The 14,448-nt window shown below is 57.2% G+C and carries 15 protein-coding genes and 1 other RNA gene; 11 read left to right on the top strand and 5 right to left on the bottom strand.

Annotated features, from left to right (window positions below):
* Positions 1-3 precede the first annotated feature (3 nt).
* The 6 genes from BM323_RS06910 to BM323_RS06935 all read left to right on the top strand — a co-directional run bounded on the left by BM323_RS06910 (position 4) and on the right by BM323_RS06935 (position 6,444).
* On the top strand, positions 4-780 hold the full coding sequence (locus tag BM323_RS06910) for a DUF4311 domain-containing protein (RefSeq protein WP_007892190.1): 777 nt from the start codon (positions 4-6) through the stop codon (positions 778-780).
* A gap of 12 nt (positions 781-792) precedes the next feature.
* On the top strand, positions 793-1,440 hold the full coding sequence (locus BM323_RS06915) for a DUF4310 family protein (protein ID WP_008103548.1): 648 nt from the start codon (positions 793-795) through the stop codon (positions 1,438-1,440).
* A 96-nt stretch (positions 1,441-1,536) separates the two neighbouring features.
* Complete coding sequence (locus BM323_RS06920; RefSeq protein WP_008103546.1) at positions 1,537-2,670, top strand: amidohydrolase/deacetylase family metallohydrolase; 1,134 nt, start codon at positions 1,537-1,539, stop codon at positions 2,668-2,670.
* Positions 2,654-3,775 carry a DgaE family pyridoxal phosphate-dependent ammonia lyase gene (locus tag BM323_RS06925; RefSeq protein ID WP_008103544.1) on the top strand — a complete coding sequence of 374 codons (1,122 nt, stop codon included), beginning with the start codon at positions 2,654-2,656 and terminating at the stop codon, positions 3,773-3,775. The genes BM323_RS06920 and BM323_RS06925 overlap by 17 nt, the downstream gene beginning before the upstream one ends.
* The gene (locus BM323_RS06930) at positions 3,772-4,509 is read left to right on the top strand and encodes a 2-dehydro-3-deoxy-phosphogluconate aldolase (protein WP_008103543.1); all 738 of its coding nucleotides are present in this window, start codon (positions 3,772-3,774) and stop codon (positions 4,507-4,509) included. Before BM323_RS06925 ends, BM323_RS06930 begins: the two co-directional genes overlap by 4 nt.
* 24 nt (positions 4,510-4,533) lie before the next feature.
* The gene (locus tag BM323_RS06935; RefSeq protein WP_008103541.1) at positions 4,534-6,444 is read left to right on the top strand and encodes a BglG family transcription antiterminator; all 1,911 of its coding nucleotides are present in this window, start codon (positions 4,534-4,536) and stop codon (positions 6,442-6,444) included.
* A gap of 185 nt (positions 6,445-6,629) precedes the next feature.
* Here the strand turns inward: BM323_RS06935 and BM323_RS06940 are convergent, their stop codons facing one another.
* Positions 6,630-7,529: a LysR family transcriptional regulator gene (locus BM323_RS06940; protein ID WP_008103540.1), complete on the bottom strand. Its 900-nt coding sequence runs from the start codon at positions 7,527-7,529 to the stop codon at positions 6,630-6,632.
* Positions 7,530-7,658: 129 nt separating this feature from the next.
* On the opposite strand from BM323_RS06940, the gene BM323_RS06945 reads away from it, so the two are divergent.
* Positions 7,659-8,360: a pirin family protein gene (locus BM323_RS06945; RefSeq protein ID WP_008103538.1), complete on the top strand. Its 702-nt coding sequence runs from the start codon at positions 7,659-7,661 to the stop codon at positions 8,358-8,360.
* Between the two features lie 54 nt (positions 8,361-8,414).
* On the opposite strand, the gene dolP is transcribed toward BM323_RS06945, so the two are convergent.
* Genes dolP through BM323_RS06965 form a run of 4 tightly spaced genes read right to left on the bottom strand, consistent with a single transcriptional unit; the run spans position 8,415 to position 11,975 of the window.
* Positions 8,415-8,987: a division/outer membrane stress-associated lipid-binding lipoprotein gene (gene dolP, locus BM323_RS06950; RefSeq protein ID WP_008103536.1), complete on the bottom strand. Its 573-nt coding sequence runs from the start codon at positions 8,985-8,987 to the stop codon at positions 8,415-8,417.
* A 14-nt stretch (positions 8,988-9,001) separates the two neighbouring features.
* On the bottom strand, positions 9,002-9,589 hold the full coding sequence (gene diaA, locus BM323_RS06955) for a DnaA initiator-associating protein DiaA (protein WP_007890352.1): 588 nt from the start codon (positions 9,587-9,589) through the stop codon (positions 9,002-9,004).
* Between the two features lie 14 nt (positions 9,590-9,603).
* Positions 9,604-9,999: a YraN family protein gene (locus BM323_RS06960; RefSeq protein WP_008103534.1), complete on the bottom strand. Its 396-nt coding sequence runs from the start codon at positions 9,997-9,999 to the stop codon at positions 9,604-9,606.
* A complete protein-coding gene (locus tag BM323_RS06965; RefSeq protein ID WP_008103532.1) occupies positions 9,957-11,975 on the bottom strand; it encodes a penicillin-binding protein activator in 2,019 nt (672 codons plus the stop codon). The genes BM323_RS06960 and BM323_RS06965 overlap by 43 nt, the downstream gene beginning before the upstream one ends.
* Before the next feature lie 62 nt (positions 11,976-12,037).
* On the opposite strand from BM323_RS06965, the gene rsmI reads away from it, so the two are divergent.
* The 4 genes from rsmI to mdtI all read left to right on the top strand — a co-directional run bounded on the left by rsmI (position 12,038) and on the right by mdtI (position 14,390).
* Positions 12,038-12,901: a 16S rRNA (cytidine(1402)-2'-O)-methyltransferase gene (gene rsmI / locus BM323_RS06970; RefSeq protein ID WP_008103529.1), complete on the top strand. Its 864-nt coding sequence runs from the start codon at positions 12,038-12,040 to the stop codon at positions 12,899-12,901.
* Between the two features lie 33 nt (positions 12,902-12,934).
* Positions 12,935-13,313: RNase P RNA component class A (rnpB, locus tag BM323_RS06975), an RNA gene on the top strand.
* Positions 13,314-13,723: 410 nt separating this feature from the next.
* Positions 13,724-14,074, top strand: a complete 351-nt coding sequence (mdtJ, locus tag BM323_RS06980) for a multidrug/spermidine efflux SMR transporter subunit MdtJ (RefSeq protein ID WP_008103527.1) — start codon at positions 13,724-13,726, stop codon at positions 14,072-14,074.
* Complete coding sequence (gene mdtI / locus BM323_RS06985) at positions 14,061-14,390, top strand: multidrug/spermidine efflux SMR transporter subunit MdtI (RefSeq protein ID WP_008103525.1); 330 nt, start codon at positions 14,061-14,063, stop codon at positions 14,388-14,390. The genes mdtJ and mdtI overlap by 14 nt, the downstream gene beginning before the upstream one ends.
* Positions 14,391-14,448 lie beyond the last annotated feature (58 nt).

Raw genomic sequence — 14,448 nt, forward strand, 5'->3', positions numbered from 1 at the left:
GACATGTTTTTAATCATTTTGTTTAAGTCGTTAATCATTGGTGGATTGGTTGGCGTCGGGGTAGGAGCGGGCGCAGCGCGCATGTTCCACGCACCGACCACGCAAGGTATGGGCGCATTCCGTACCTTAGGTGAACTCAATTCCTGTGAAGGCGATCCAGCATCGCACTTCTCCTTTGGTCTCGGCTTCTTCTTTAACGCCTGGGCATCATCCGTTGCAGCGGGTTCTTTCACGCAGGACGTCGATCACCGCATTTTGCCAAACTGGGGCGCGGCGGCATTGATGGTGAAAAACCGCAACGTGGCGGAAACGCTGCACAACCCGAAACGCATGGCGATTGCCTGCGGCATCATCGGCATGATTGTGGTGGCCTTCCTTAATAGCACCGCATCTGCCGTTCCGGCGGCCTTGCAGGTCACCGCAGTGAAAGTGCTGGTGCCGGCAGCTAACCTGCTGGTGAACACCGTGATGCCAGTGATCTTCTGGCTGGCAGCGATTGATGCCGGTAAGAAATCCGGCTTCTGGGCCACCATCTTCGGCGGCCTGGCGCAGCTGATCATGGGCAACGCGGTACCGGGTTTGGTGCTGGGTATCCTGATCGGTAAAGGTGTGGAAGAGAGCGGCTGGAACAAAGTCACCAAGGTGATGATGTTCGCCATCGTGCTGCTGTTTGCTTTGAGCGGCTTCTTCCGCGGTTTCGACATGAAACTGCTGCAATCCTTCCAACTGGGTATTCCGGGCTGGCTGGATATGATCCACAACAGCGTCAGCGGCAAATAAGGAGCCATCAGCATGAACGAAACCGAAAACAAAGGGTTCTGGTACGCCGACTGGTCTTTCCCGATTTTTGTTGGCCTGCTCTCATCCGGCGTATTTGCCGGTACGCACATGTATTACCTGTACGGCATTGGTGCTTTTAACGAAGTGGCGTTTGTCTCGATGCTGCGTTCCGGTATGGAAACCGGCGTGTACGGCGCAGTGGCGGCGTTCGGTGCCAGCTTCCTGTTCGCGCGCATTATCGAAGGTTCGCTGGTGGGGATTCTCGATATCGGCGGCGCGATCCAGACCGGCGTCGGCCTTGGCGTGCCTGCGCTGCTGCTCGGTGCAGGCATCGTGTTCCCGGTCGCCAACTTCGCCGCTTCATTGGCCACCGGTTTGGTGGTGGGATTGGCGATTGGTTATCTGATCATCCTGGCGCGTAAGTTCACCATCAATCAGAGCGACTCAACCTACGGCGCCGACGTGATGATGGGCGCGGGTAACGCATCGGGCCGTTTCCTTGGGCCGTTGATTATCTTGTCGGCTATGGCTGCGTCGATTCCGATTGGCCTCGGTTCGCTGGTGGGCGCGCTGCTGTTCTACCTGTGGAATAAGCCGATCACCGGCGGCGCGATTTTGGGCGCGATGGTGTTGGGTGCGATGTTCCCAATCTCTCTCTGATGCTGGACGGTCGCCATGAATGGCGACCCTACGGCGGGTTGGAGCGATTTTCGTAGGGTGCCCATTTATGCGCACCTTAATGAGTAAGGAGTAAGCATGTTTGATCTGATTCTGCGCCGCGCACGTCTGTGCGACGAACAGCTGGTGGATATTGCCATCCAGCACGGCAAAATTGCCGCCGTCGGCGAGGTAAGCGGCCCGGCACAGCAGGAGCGCGATCTCGCGGGACGTTACTACGTCAGCGCTGGCTGGATTGACAGCCACGTGCACTGTTATCCCAAATCCCCGATTTATCACGACGAAGCCGACACCATTGGCATGGCGCAAGGCGTCACCACGGTGGTGGATGCCGGCAGCACCGGCGCTGATGACATCGACGACTTTTATCAGCTCACGCGTTCGGCTACTACTGAAGTGCGCGCGCTGATCAACATTTCGCGCACCGGCATTGTGACGCAAAACGAGCTGGCCGATATGGCGCAGATCGATGGCGATGCGGTGGTGCAGGCGGTGAAACGCCGTCCCGACTTTATCGTCGGCCTTAAAGCGCGCATGAGCAGCAGCGTGGTGGGCGAGAACGGCATTCAGCCGCTGGTGCGGGCCAAGGCGATTCAGCAGGCAGCCGGCAATTTGCCGCTGATGGTGCACATCGGCAACAACCCGCCGGTGCTGGAAGAGATCGCCGATCTGCTGACCGCCGGCGACATCATTACGCACTGCTTTAACGGCAAGCCGAACCGTATTTTGTCGCCGCAGGGCGAGCTGAAAGCGGCGGTGAAAAATGCCATCGCGCGCGGCGTGAAGCTGGATATCGGCCACGGCGGCGCCAGCTTCAGTTTTGAGGTAGCGCGTCAGGCGATCGCGCAGGGCATTCTGCCCGACACCATCAGTTCCGACATTTACTGTCGCAACCGCATCAACGGCCCGGTACATAGCCTGGCGCACGTGATGTCGAAATTCTTCAGCATTGGCATGACGCTGCCGCAAATCATCGAGTGCGTCACCGTAAATGCCGCTGCTGGTCTGCGTCTGGCGGGCAAAGGGCGCTTAACCGCCGGTTATGACGCCGACCTGACCATTTTTACCGTCAAAGAGGAAGCCCGCCCGTTCGTCGATGCTGAAGGCGAACAGGTTTTGGGTCAGCAACACATTTTGCCGCAGGCCGTGGTTATCGCCGGTCACTGGCATCTGACTGATGAAGGGAAAGCGAATCATGTCTTCGATTTATGAAAAATATGACCTGAAGCAGGTCATTAACGCCTCGGGCCGCATGACCATTCTCGGCGTTTCCACGCCGTCTGCGGATGTGGTGGATACCGTCAGCTACGGTCTGAATCACTACTTCGAGATGAAAGATCTGGTCAACAAGACTGGCGCTTACATCGCCAAACTGCTGGACGTGGAAAGCGCGGTGGTGGTGTCCTGCGCCTCGGCGGGCATTGCGCAGAGCGTGGCGGCGGTGATTGTGAAAGATAACGACTGGCTGCTGGAGAACCTGCACGCCGCGCCGCTCAGCGTGCCGCACGATATTGTGGTGCCGAAAGGGCACAACGTGAATTTCGGCGCGCCGGTGGGCAGCATGGTGGCGCTGGGTGGCGGTCGTTTGATCGAAGCCGGATACAGCAACGAATGTTCGCCTGAGCAGTTGGCAGCGGCGATTACGCCGACCACGGCGGCGCTGCTGTATATCAAATCGCATCACTGCGTGCAGAAAAGCCATCTCAGCGTGGAGCAGGCGGCGGTAGTGGCGCGCAAGCATGGCATTCCATTGATCGTCGATGCGGCAGCGGAAGAAGATTTGCAGTGCTACTACCAAATGGGTGCGGATCTGGTGATTTACAGCGGCGCCAAGGCGATTGAAGGGCCGACCAGCGGTTTAGTGATTGGTCGTACGCAATACGTTGAGTGGGTGAAACGTCAAAGCAACGGCATTGGCCGCGCGATGAAAGTCGGCAAAGAGGGCATTCTTGGTCTGACGCAGGCGATTGAAAACTATCTGGTGCAGCCAAAAACCACCGGCGCTGAAATGGTCGCCAACATGACGCCTTTCATTGAGAACCTCAACACGCTGAACGGCGTTAGCGCGCGCGTGGTGTGGGATGCAGCGGGACGCGATATTGCGCGTGCCGAAATCAAGTTTGATGAAGCGATCACCGGCTGGCCGACCGGCGAACTGGTGCAGGCGCTGAAAACCGGCGACATCGCCATCTATTTCCGTGGCTACAAAGCCAACGAAGGCATTATCGAAGCCGATGTGCGCAGCGTTAGCGCCGATCAGCTGCACATCATCTTTAGCGCTATTCAGGCGTTGATCAGCGGAGGAAAACGCGCATGAGTCTGAACCCTAATTTCTATCAGGATCGCCTGTGCCTTAACGTGCTGGCCGGTTCGAAGCAGAACGCCAAAGAGATTTGGCAGGCGGCTGAAGGCCATGTGCTGGTGGGCGTGCTGTCAAAAAACTACGCCAGCAATGAAGAAGCCATTGCCGACATGCGCGAGTATGCGGCGCTGATCGACAATGCGCTGTCCGTGGGTTTGGGCGCGGGCGATCCGAACCAATCGGCGATGGTGAGTGAGATCTCGGCGGTGCTGCAACCGCAGCACGTCAATCAGGTCTTCACCGGCGTGGCGACCAGCCGTGCGCTGCTCGGCCAGAACCAAACCGTGGTGAATGGTTTGATTTCACCAACCGGCACGCCAGGTATGGTGAAAATCTCTACCGGCCCACGCAGCTCAAAGAACGCCGACGCGATTGTACCGATCGACAGCGCCATCGCTATGTTGCAGGACATGGGCGGCAGCTCGGTGAAATACTTCCCGATGGGCGGCCTGAAAGCGGTGAATGAGTATCGTGCGGTGGCGGAAGCCTGCGCGCGTCATGACTTTTGGCTGGAGCCAACCGGCGGCATCGATCTCAATAACTTCGAAGAAATTGTCCGTATTGCGCTCGACGCAGGCGTGAGCAAAGTGATCCCGCACGTCTACAGTTCGATTATCGATAGCGCAAGCGGCGACACGCGCATTGACGATGTGCGTCAGCTTCTGGCAACGTGCAAGAAACTGCTGTAACAAATGAGTAACAGGTGAGGCTCCGTGAGATTTCCCAATCAGCGTCTGACCCAGCTTTTCGCTGCGCTGCAAAATGAAACGCTGCCGCAGGATGAGCTGGCACGCCGCTTTTCCGTTTCAACGCGCACGGTGCGCACCGATATCACCGCGCTGAACGCGCTGCTGGAACAGCACGGCGCGCAGTTTGTGCTGGCGCGCGGCGCGGGATATCAACTCAAAATTGACGATGCGGCGCGTTTTGGCCGCTTACAGCAAGAGAGCGCCACGCCGCTGCGCGTGCCGCGTACCTCGCAGGAGCGCGTGCGTTATTTGCTGACGCGCTTTCTGACGGCGGCGTATTCGATCAAGCTGGAAGATCTGTCGGAAGAGTGGTTTGTCAGCCGCGCCACGCTGCAGAGCGATATGGCGGAAGTGCGCGAATGGCTGGGCCGCTATCACCTCAATATCGAAACCAAACCACATTACGGCATGAAGCTGTTCGGCAGCGAGGCGGCGATCCGCACCTGCTTAACCGACTTGCTGTGGCAGATCGATCAGGAAACGCCGGACAGCCCGCTGCTGACGGTGGAAGCGCTGCACAGCGGCATTCTGGCGCAGCTTGAACCTTTGCTGCAACAGTGCTTTGCTCAGCACGCTATTCGCCTCAGCGATGAGGGCGATCGCTATCTGCAAATCTACTGCGCGGTGGCGGTGCGCCGCATCAGCGAAGGCTTCCCGCTCAACGATCCCGGAGCCGAAGATGTCGGCGATGAAGTGCGTGAGGCGGCGCACGACCTGATCAACCTGATGCGTCCGCTGGTCGGCAAACCGATTTCACAGGCGGAAGAGAACTGGCTGCGGGTCAATATCGCTGCGCGCCAGATTCAGGCGCTGGCACCCAGCACCATTAACGCCGACGACGCCGATGCGCTGGTCGATTACCTGCTGAATTACATCAACACCCATTACAACTATCGGCTGCAGCACGACGAACAGCTGCGCGCCGATCTGCTCACCCATATCAAAACCATGATCACGCGGGTGCGCTACCAGATTCACATCCCCAATCCGCTGTTAAGCAACATCAAGCAGCACTATCCAATGGCCTACGATGTGACGCTGGCGGCGGTGACCAGCTGGGGTAAATACACGCCTTACACCATCAGTGAGAACGAGATCGGCTTTCTGGTGCTGCACATCGGTGTTGGGTTAGAGAGGCATTACGACGTTGGCTATCAACGCCATCCGCAGGTGCTGCTGGTGTGCGACAGCGGCAACTCCACGCTGCGCATGATTGAGGCGCTGCTGCTGCGCAAATACCCGCAGTTGGTGGTAACAGCGCGGCTGTCGCAGCGCGACTATGAACTGCGCGAGCATATCGATGAAGACTTTGTCATCTCCACCGCGCGGCTCACTGAAAAGAACAAGCCGATTGCGGTGATGTCGCCATTCCCAACCGAGTTCCAGCTGGAGCAGCTCGGCAAGCTGGTGCTGGTGGATCGCACGCGTCCGTACATGCTGGAGAAGTACTTCGACGCCCAGCACTTTATGGTGCTGGACAAGCCGATGGCGCAGTCGGATCTGTTCCGCCTGCTGTGCGATCAGCTGGAGAGCGAAGGTTTTGTCGATGCGGATTTTTATCCGTCGGTGGAGGAGCGCGAAGCGATTGTCAGCACCATGCTCGGCGAAGGCATCGCGCTGCCGCATTCACTTGGCTTGCTGGCGCAGAAAACCGTGGTCTACACGGTGCTTGCGCCGCACGGCGTAAGCTGGGGCGAGGAAACCGCATCGGTGATTTTCCTGCTGGCGATCAGCAAGAGCGAATACGAAGAGGCGATGGCGATTTACGATCTGTTCGTCACCTTCCTGCGCGAAAGAGCGATGACGCGGCTGCGCGATTGCGCGGATTTTGTCAGTTTTAAAGCGGTGGCGATCGATTGTTTGAGTCGGTTGTGATCGGTGCGGTTTGCAACGAGGTCACCATAAATGGCGACCCTACAAAACGCACGATCCGTAGGGGCGCCATTCATGGCGACCTGGGGTTGTAATAGGTGCGGTTTGCAACGAGGTCACCATAAATGGCGACCCTACAAAACGCGCAATCCGTAGGGTCGCCATTCATGGCGACCTGCTCAATCAGATTACCCGCGCTTCGCCAGCAACCTCGGAATCTCACGCAAACACCAGGCTTTGGCTTCGCCCATACTGTCGCGGCGCCACGCCATAATAATATCCACTTCGCGGGTATATTCGGCGCTCACCACGCGTAAACGACCTTCAGCGATATCCTGCTCCACCATCGGATAGGGCATGGTCGCCACACCCAAACCGGCTAGCAACGCGCGGCGTTTATCATCCATGCTGCTTACCGTCAGACGCTGCTGCTTATCGAGCAACTGCACCGTCAGCACCGGGCGCTCGCGCGCGGTATCCGCCACCGCGATGCCGCGATACTTCACGCGTGTCACTTCTGACAACGGCTCAGCTTCCTGATGAATTGGATGGTCCGGGCTGGCAACATAGACGCTCATAATGCTGTACAGCTTGCGGGTGTTGATCTCGGTTGAAGCGCGGAAGTGCATATCGGGCGCAATCACGATATCGGCGCGTCCCTGTTCCAGCCGCTCCCAGGCACCGGCTAACACTTCCGTAATCAGCGAAATCTGCGTATTGGCTTTTTCTGACAGCTTTTCAACCAGCGGGAACAAACGCTCGGTAGGAACCAGCGCCTCGGCAACAATGGTGAGATGCGTTTCCCAACCGCGCGCCAGCGCTTCGGCATCGGTGGTGAGTTTATCGGCGGCTTCCAGCAGCACGCGGCCACGTTCCAGCAGCATACGACCCACGTTGGTGAACTTGGTGCGGTGGCCGGATCGGTCAAACAGCACCACATCCAACTCCTCTTCCAGCTTCTGCATGGTGTAACTCAGCGCGGAAGGGACGCGACCAAGTTCATCGGCCGCGGCGGCAAAGCTGCCACGACGGTCAATAGCATCCATCACACGTAAAGCTTCAAGGGTTAACGCGCGGTCTTTTGCCATGCCGATTCTCTGTCAGTAAATTTGAACATGCCAGGCAGATTAACTGGCTTACAATCCGGCGTCCAGACTTTTACCATGATCCCATCAAGCCTGCGGTCGAATCTCACCGCAGCGCGTCGGAGGATTATCATGATGACAACCCGCTGCGCGTCCGCATGTGGCCAGGCCGATTTCGGTTGGTTGCAGGCGCGCTACAGCTTCTCATTTGGCCACTATTTCGATCCAAAATTAATGGGCTACGCGTCACTGCGCGTGCTCAACCAGGAAATTCTGGCACCGGGCGCCGCCTTCCAGCCGCGCAGCTATCCGCAAGTCGATGTGCTGAATCTGGTGCTGCAAGGTGAAGCCGAGTATCGCGACAGCGAAGGCAATCATCTGGTGGCGCGTGAAGGCGAGGCGATGCTGCTCTCTGCGCGTCAGGGCGTGAATTATAGCGAAATCAACATCAGCAAAGATCGCCCGTTAACCCGCATGCAGCTGTGGCTGGCTGCCTGTCCTGAACGTGAAAACCCGCTGTTGCAGAAGCGCGATTTGCCGCAGCAAACCAGCGTGCTGATCGCCTCGCCCGATGGCGCGCAGGGCAGCCTGCAACTGCGCCAGCAGGTTTGGGTGCATCAGGTGACGCTAGCGCCGGGCGAGCAGTACACGGTGAAATTGCACGGGCCACGCGCTTATCTGCAATCGATCCATGGTTCTTTGGATGTGCAGGCCAGCAGCGCCAATCAGCAGCCGCTAAGCTGCGGCGACGGCGCGTTCCTCAGCGATGAGAATCAGATTAGCCTGCAGGCCAGAACGCCGCTGCGCGCGCTGGTGATTGACCTTCCCGCCTAACCCTCACGCACAAAAAAGGGCGACCGAAGTCGCCCTGATACGTTGCGTTAACGCTTACTTGAGAATGGTGAAGGCCGTTGTCACGTGCTTCACACCGCTCACACGGCTGGCAACATCGGCCGCCGCTTTCGCTTCTTCTGCAGTAACCAGACCCAACAGGAACACTTCACCGTTTTCGGTGGTCACTTTAACGTTCGAGGATTTCACCTGATCGCTGCCCAGCAGCTGCGAGCGGATTTTGGTGGTGATCCAGGTATCCGATGACGAAGTGCCGAGGCTGACTTTCTGTCCGCTACGGATTTCGTTATACACCTCGGTGGCACCGTCAACGCCCATGGCGATCTGTTTGGCACGGCTCGCCAGATCTGGGGTTGGCGACTGGCCGGTCAGCAGCACTTTGCCCTGATAGGCGGTGACCACTACGCGCGCCTGGTTTTTGATTTGTTCATCTTTGGCCAGTGCGTTTGAAACGCGCAGCTCCAGAGTACCGTCATCGACCTGCGTACCCACGGTGCGCGGGTCAGTGGCGGTTTTGGTGGCGACGGCAGCGCCGCCTGCAACCACGGCAACACAGCCTTGCAGCAGCATGGCGGTTAAGAGAATGGCGACAGCGTTCAATGCTTTCATTTGAGCTCCTTCAGTCATTCCTGGTGTGGGAATAAAGTATTATCAATCAAATCGCACAGGCAGTTCAGCGTCAGCATATGCATTTCCTGAATGCGTGCACTGCGATGTGATGGAATGCGAATTTCCACATCATGCGGACCCAACAGGCCCGCCAGCTCACCGCCGTCGTGGCCGGTTAACGCAACGATGGTCATATCGCGGGTAACCGCAGCTTCAACCGCTTTGACGATATCGCGGGTGTTGCCACGGGTGGAAATGGCCAGCAGCACATCACCAGCCTGACCAAGCGCTCGAACCTGCTTGGCGTAAATTTCATCGTGCAGACGATCGTTACCAATCGCCGTCAGCATCACATTATCAGCGCTCAGTGCCAGCGCAGGCAGGCTAGGGCGCTCCGTCTCGAAACGGTTAATCATGCTGGCGGCAAAATGCTGGGCATTCGCCGACGACGCACCGTTACCGCAGCTAAGGATTTTGTTACCGTTCAGCAGCGACTGCACCAGCGTCATCGCGGCGCGGGAAATCGCATCGGGCAGCGCTTCGGCTGCGGCGATTTGGGTCTGAATACTTTCGGTAAAACACGCTTTAATTCTGTCCTGCACAAGACCACCTGGTTCTATCCATCGGCATTAAAGGCATCGGGCAGCCACTCCAGCTCACGCCCGGTAATGGCAATGATGTCAAAACGGCAATTCACCGTATCAAAACTGCCGCCACGCGCCAGCAACCAGAGTGCGGCGGCACGCAGCAGCTTTTGTTGTTTCTGGCGCGTTACGCTGGCGGCGGCACCGCCGTAGCGCGCATCGCGTCGATAGCGCACTTCAACAAATACCCAGCAATCGGCGTCGCGCATTATCAGGTCAATTTCCCCGCTGCGACAGCGTACATTGCTGGCGAACCACTGCAGCCCGGCGCGCTCCAGATAGCGACGCGCCAGCTGTTCCTGCTCAGCGCCAATGCGCTGGCGGTTTACTGCACCGGAACGATCTGTCCCTGACGATACTGGTTCCATGCCAACTTCCTGTTGATCACGCAATCCGTGTCGGCGTTCAGCTTGCCGGTGTTGCCATCAATGGCAAAACCTGGCACCTGACGCATCTGGTTAAAGTGATTCGCCAGCGTCCAGGCATCAATGCCCATCGCGTAAAGGCGAACCAGCGAATAATCGTTGTTAAACGACTTCGCCGCCTGCTGCATCAGGCCCGGATTACTACCGGACAACAGCGGGATATCACTGAACTGCAAGCCATCCATCTCCAGACGGAAGTCCGGGCCTGCGCCCGCCTGCGCACTGCGTGAACTGGCATACAGCGCGGTGTTGTTGCGGCTGCTGGTACGCATCGCAATCATCGGCTTGATTAGCTGCAGCTCATCCTGGCTGGCAACAATGTACACCGCATCCACGCTAGCGCTGCTGGCATCGGCCGCTGGTGCCGGTGCGCTGGTTTGCGGCGCAGGAATCGTCAGGCCAGCAATCGCTACGCTCTGCGACTGCGCAGGCTCAACGCTCAGCGGCGTGCCGCTTAACGCGATACCCGCACCGCTGTTGATGCCTTGCTTCAGTTCGCCGACGCCGCCAAAACGCTGCTGCAGTACGGTTGAGCCACCCAGCGTTTGCCACTCTTGCGCGAACGCTTTGCTGATACGGTCGCCATAACTGCTGCGCGGCACCAGCAACAACGGCTGGCGTTTGCCTTGCTCGTAGATATGGTGCGCGGCATCGCGCGCTTCGTCTTCAGGAGAAAGCGCAAAGTAACAAATATTCGGATGGTTCTGGATCTGTTCGGGTTCATTCAGTGCCAGCACGTTCAGCGGAGTGTTGCTATTGGCGACGGTTTCAACGTCATTTTTTAGGAGCGGGCCGACCACCAGCGTGGCGCCATCTTGCTGGGCCTGCTGCATCACCTGCGCAATCGGCTGGCTGCTGGTGTCATACACTTTTACCTGCGCATTGCTGTTGCCCTGGGCGACAGCTGGTTGTGCGGCTGGCTGTGGCTGCTCGGTTTGCGGTGGTGTGTTACCGGCAACGGCGGGGCTGACAACGCTATTGGCGTCGGCTGGCGGCTGTGCGCTGGCATCGGCTGCAGCAGGCGCTGGCGCGGCTTGCGGTGCCGGCGCGTTGAGCACGCCATTGCGCGCATCGTTGAAGCCTTTCTGAATCGCGTTAGCAAACACCTGCGCCTGGCCGTTAAGCGGCAGCAGCAGCGCGATGGTGTTGGTCGACGCTTTAGTGAAGTTCTGCACCTGGCTGAGCTGGGTTGGCAGCGTCTTCGCGCCTGGATTCTGCGGATAACGCGTCTGCCAGTCCTGAATCGCCGCTTTCAGCATTTGTGGATCCTGGCTGTTTGCGCGCCAGGTATTCAGCAGATCGAGCCAGCCTTGCAGCGTATTTTCGTCAGCATTGATCACCAGACTGTTGATCTGATCCTGCGTCATCTGCGTCAGTGCTTGCCAGGTTGCATCGATATTACTCTGGTGATCGGCACCTTTCAGCAGCGGCTCCTGCGCAATATAGGCACGCAGCAGCGGAAGTGAAGGGCGATTCTGAGCCGCTGCGATTTGCAGCGCGTAGTAGCGCACCTGCTGATCCTGCGACAGATCGCCAGTTTTGACCTGAGCAAGCTGTTGTTGCGCACCGCTGTAATTCTGCTGACCAACCTGCATCTGCGCGCGCAGCAGCAGCAGTTCTTGCTGTTGCACATCGCTTAACTGCTGCGGCAGCTGATTGAGCTGATTCGCTGCCTGCGGATACTTTCCTTCCTTCAACAGGGCACGGATGGCAAGTAATTGCCAGTCGGTCTTGCTATCATCGCTGCTTTGCTGCACCTGTTGCAGATAATAGTCAGACCGGCCAGTCGCAGGACCCTGAATATTGACGTTAGAGGTTTGTTGCGGTCCCTGACCACTACAGGCGGCTAAAATCAGCCCAGCGAGAAGAACAGGTACTAAGCGTCCTGCTTTATGACGTACGACTTTTGAAGGAAGCATACTGTATCCAGTGATGTTTTTTTCAAGATGCTCAATATTAAATCGGCAATTCGGATGAAACAATGAAACAACTCGATCGGGCAGAGATTTCTGCCAGCACGCTCTATATCGTTCCTACCCCGATCGGTAACCTGGGTGATATCACTCAACGAGCGTTGACGGTGCTCTCAAGCGTCGATCTAGTCGCAGCGGAAGATACACGTCATACCGGGCTGTTGCTACAACATTTCGCCATCAATGCGCGACTCTTCGCACTTCACGACCACAACGAACAGCAGAAAGCTGAGGTGCTGTTAGCCAAGCTGCAAGAGGGCCAGAGCATCGCGCTGGTCTCCGATGCCGGCACGCCGTTAATCAACGATCCCGGCTACCATTTGGTGCGTCGCTGCCGGGAAGCTGGCGTGCGCGTGGTGCCGTTGCCAGGCGCCTGCGCGGCGATTACAGCATTAAGCGCCGCGGGATTACCGTCCGATCGTTTCTGTTACGAAGGGTTTCTACCGGCCAAAAGCAAAGGACGTTGCGATGTGCTGCGCGCGCTGGGTGAAGAGCCGCGAACGCTGATTTTCTATGAATCGACCCATCGCCTGATCGATAGCCTGCAAGATATGGTCAGCGTGTGGGGCGCCGAGCGCTACGTGGTGCTGGCGCGTGAGATCACCAAAACGTGGGAATCTATTCAAGGCGCACCGGTGGGAGAGTTGCTGGCGTGGGTGCTGGAAGATGAAAACCGCCGTAAAGGTGAGATGGTGCTGATTGTAGAAGGCCATAAAGCTGATGAAGAAGCGCTGCCGGCTGAGGCGCTGCGTACTTTGGCATTGCTGCAAAAAGAGCTGCCATTGAAGAAAGCCGCTGCGCTGACGGCGGAAATTCATGGCGTGAAGAAGAACGCACTCTATAAGTACGCGCTGGAGCAGCAAGAGGCGTGACAAACGCTGGCAGATCGCCTATTATCCCGCGCCGAAGCTGACTAGACAGTCGCCGCTTTGTCGTCGTCCTCTTTCGGGGGGAGACGGGCAAAGGGGAGGAAAGTCCGGGCTCCATAGGGCAGGGTGCCAGGTAACGCCTGGGGGGCGCAAGCCTACGACCAGTGCAACAGAGAGCAAACCGCCGATGGCCCAGTAATGGGATCAGGTAAGGGTGAAAGGGTGCGGTAAGAGCGCACCGCGCGGCTGGCAACAGTTCGTGGCACGGTAAACTCCACCCGGAGCAAGGCCAAATAGGGGTTCACAAGGTACGGCCCGTACTGAACCCGGGTAGGCTGCTTGAGCCAGTGAGCGATTGCTGGCCTAGATGAATGACTGTCCACGACAGAACCCGGCTTATCGGTCAGTTTCGACTTTTTCAAACACAAAACCCGCTTCGGCGGGTTTTGTGTTTTCTGGGGCTAGGATGAGGGCATCAACCCGCACATAATTAATTAAACTCTCCCACGTAAAGAAATGAAAATCCCTGAAAACATTATTGCCGCTATGCCAGAATAAGCGCGTGTTTAACTACTGAGGACAAATTTAATCCACACTGACGAGAAGCAACAACGTGGATAAGTTGTAATTTTATGGACAAAATGTTTGCGCCAAATAAGGCTTCACTCTCTTCCTTCCTTTCTGTATCAAACTGCTCAATCTGCGATCAGCACTGGCGCTTCGCGCTTTAGTTCCGTTCTCTCCTATTCTGACTTTTTAATTTAACTTGGCTAACACGCTTATTTTCGCGTGGGTGGCGTTTATTTCTCGTTCAGGAGAGAAATCATGCTGTATTGGATTTTATTGGCGCTGGCGATCGCTGCGGAAATTATTGGTACCGTCTCAATGAAATGGGCCAGCGTAAACGGTGGCAACGCCGGCTATATTTTTATGCTGGTGATGATCGCGCTGTCTTATATTTGTTTATCCTTCGCCATCAAGCGGATTGCCCTTGGCGTGGCGTATGCCATGTGGGAAGGCATTGGCATTCTGTTTATTACGATGTTTAGCGTGCTGTTGTTCGATGAAGCCTTATCCGCCGTTAAAGTCGCCGGCCTGCTGACGCTGATCCTCGGTATTGTGCTAATCAAATCAGGCACGTTGAGTCGTAAGGAGCTGCGCCATGGCAACGTTTAACTGGCTACATATCGCGTGGCTGGCGCTGGCCATTGGCCTGGAGATTGTCGCCAATATCTTTCTGAAATATTCCAACGGTTTCCGCCGTCCACTGTTTGGCATGCTATCGCTGGTGGCGGTGCTGGCAGCGTTCAGTGCGCTGGCGCAGGCGGTGAAAGGGATTGATTTGACGGTAGCCTACGCATTGTGGGGCGGGCTGGGATTGGTTGCCACCGTAGCGGCAGGCTGGATTCTGTTTGGTCAGCGTCTTAGTCGGGTTGGCTGGCTGGGCGTGGGATTGTTGTTGCTCGGTATGGTGCTGATTAAGTTCGCCTAAAGAGCCCGGTCGCACAATCCACCTCAACTTAGCGACGGCAATAGTTTAGGCTAGCGAT

Source organism: Pantoea sp. YR525 (genome assembly GCF_900116775.1).
In the GTDB taxonomy this organism is placed as follows: domain Bacteria; phylum Pseudomonadota; class Gammaproteobacteria; order Enterobacterales; family Enterobacteriaceae; genus Pantoea; species Pantoea symbiotica.

Excerpts from the sequence above, each read along its gene's own strand:
- BM323_RS06910 (WP_007892190.1), top strand. The coding sequence starts at position 4 with ATGTTTTTAATCATTTTGTTTAAGTCGTTAATCATTGGTGGATTGGTT.
- BM323_RS06925 (WP_008103544.1), top strand. The coding sequence starts at position 2,654 with ATGTCTTCGATTTATGAAAAATATGACCTGAAGCAGGTCATTAACGCC.
- mdtI (WP_008103525.1), top strand. The coding sequence starts at position 14,061 with ATGGCAACGTTTAACTGGCTACATATCGCGTGGCTGGCGCTGGCCATT.
- BM323_RS06915 (WP_008103548.1), top strand. The coding sequence starts at position 793 with ATGAACGAAACCGAAAACAAAGGGTTCTGGTACGCCGACTGGTCTTTC.
- BM323_RS06920 (WP_008103546.1), top strand. The coding sequence starts at position 1,537 with ATGTTTGATCTGATTCTGCGCCGCGCACGTCTGTGCGACGAACAGCTG.
- BM323_RS06960 (WP_008103534.1), bottom strand. The coding sequence starts at position 9,999 with ATGGAACCAGTATCGTCAGGGACAGATCGTTCCGGTGCAGTAAACCGC.
- BM323_RS06930 (WP_008103543.1), top strand. The coding sequence starts at position 3,772 with ATGAGTCTGAACCCTAATTTCTATCAGGATCGCCTGTGCCTTAACGTG.
- BM323_RS06965 (WP_008103532.1), bottom strand. The coding sequence starts at position 11,975 with ATGCTTCCTTCAAAAGTCGTACGTCATAAAGCAGGACGCTTAGTACCT.
- dolP (WP_008103536.1), bottom strand. The coding sequence starts at position 8,987 with ATGAAAGCATTGAACGCTGTCGCCATTCTCTTAACCGCCATGCTGCTG.
- BM323_RS06945 (WP_008103538.1), top strand. The coding sequence starts at position 7,659 with ATGATGACAACCCGCTGCGCGTCCGCATGTGGCCAGGCCGATTTCGGT.
- mdtJ (WP_008103527.1), top strand. The coding sequence starts at position 13,724 with ATGCTGTATTGGATTTTATTGGCGCTGGCGATCGCTGCGGAAATTATT.
- rsmI (WP_008103529.1), top strand. The coding sequence starts at position 12,038 with ATGAAACAACTCGATCGGGCAGAGATTTCTGCCAGCACGCTCTATATC.
- BM323_RS06940 (WP_008103540.1), bottom strand. The coding sequence starts at position 7,529 with ATGGCAAAAGACCGCGCGTTAACCCTTGAAGCTTTACGTGTGATGGAT.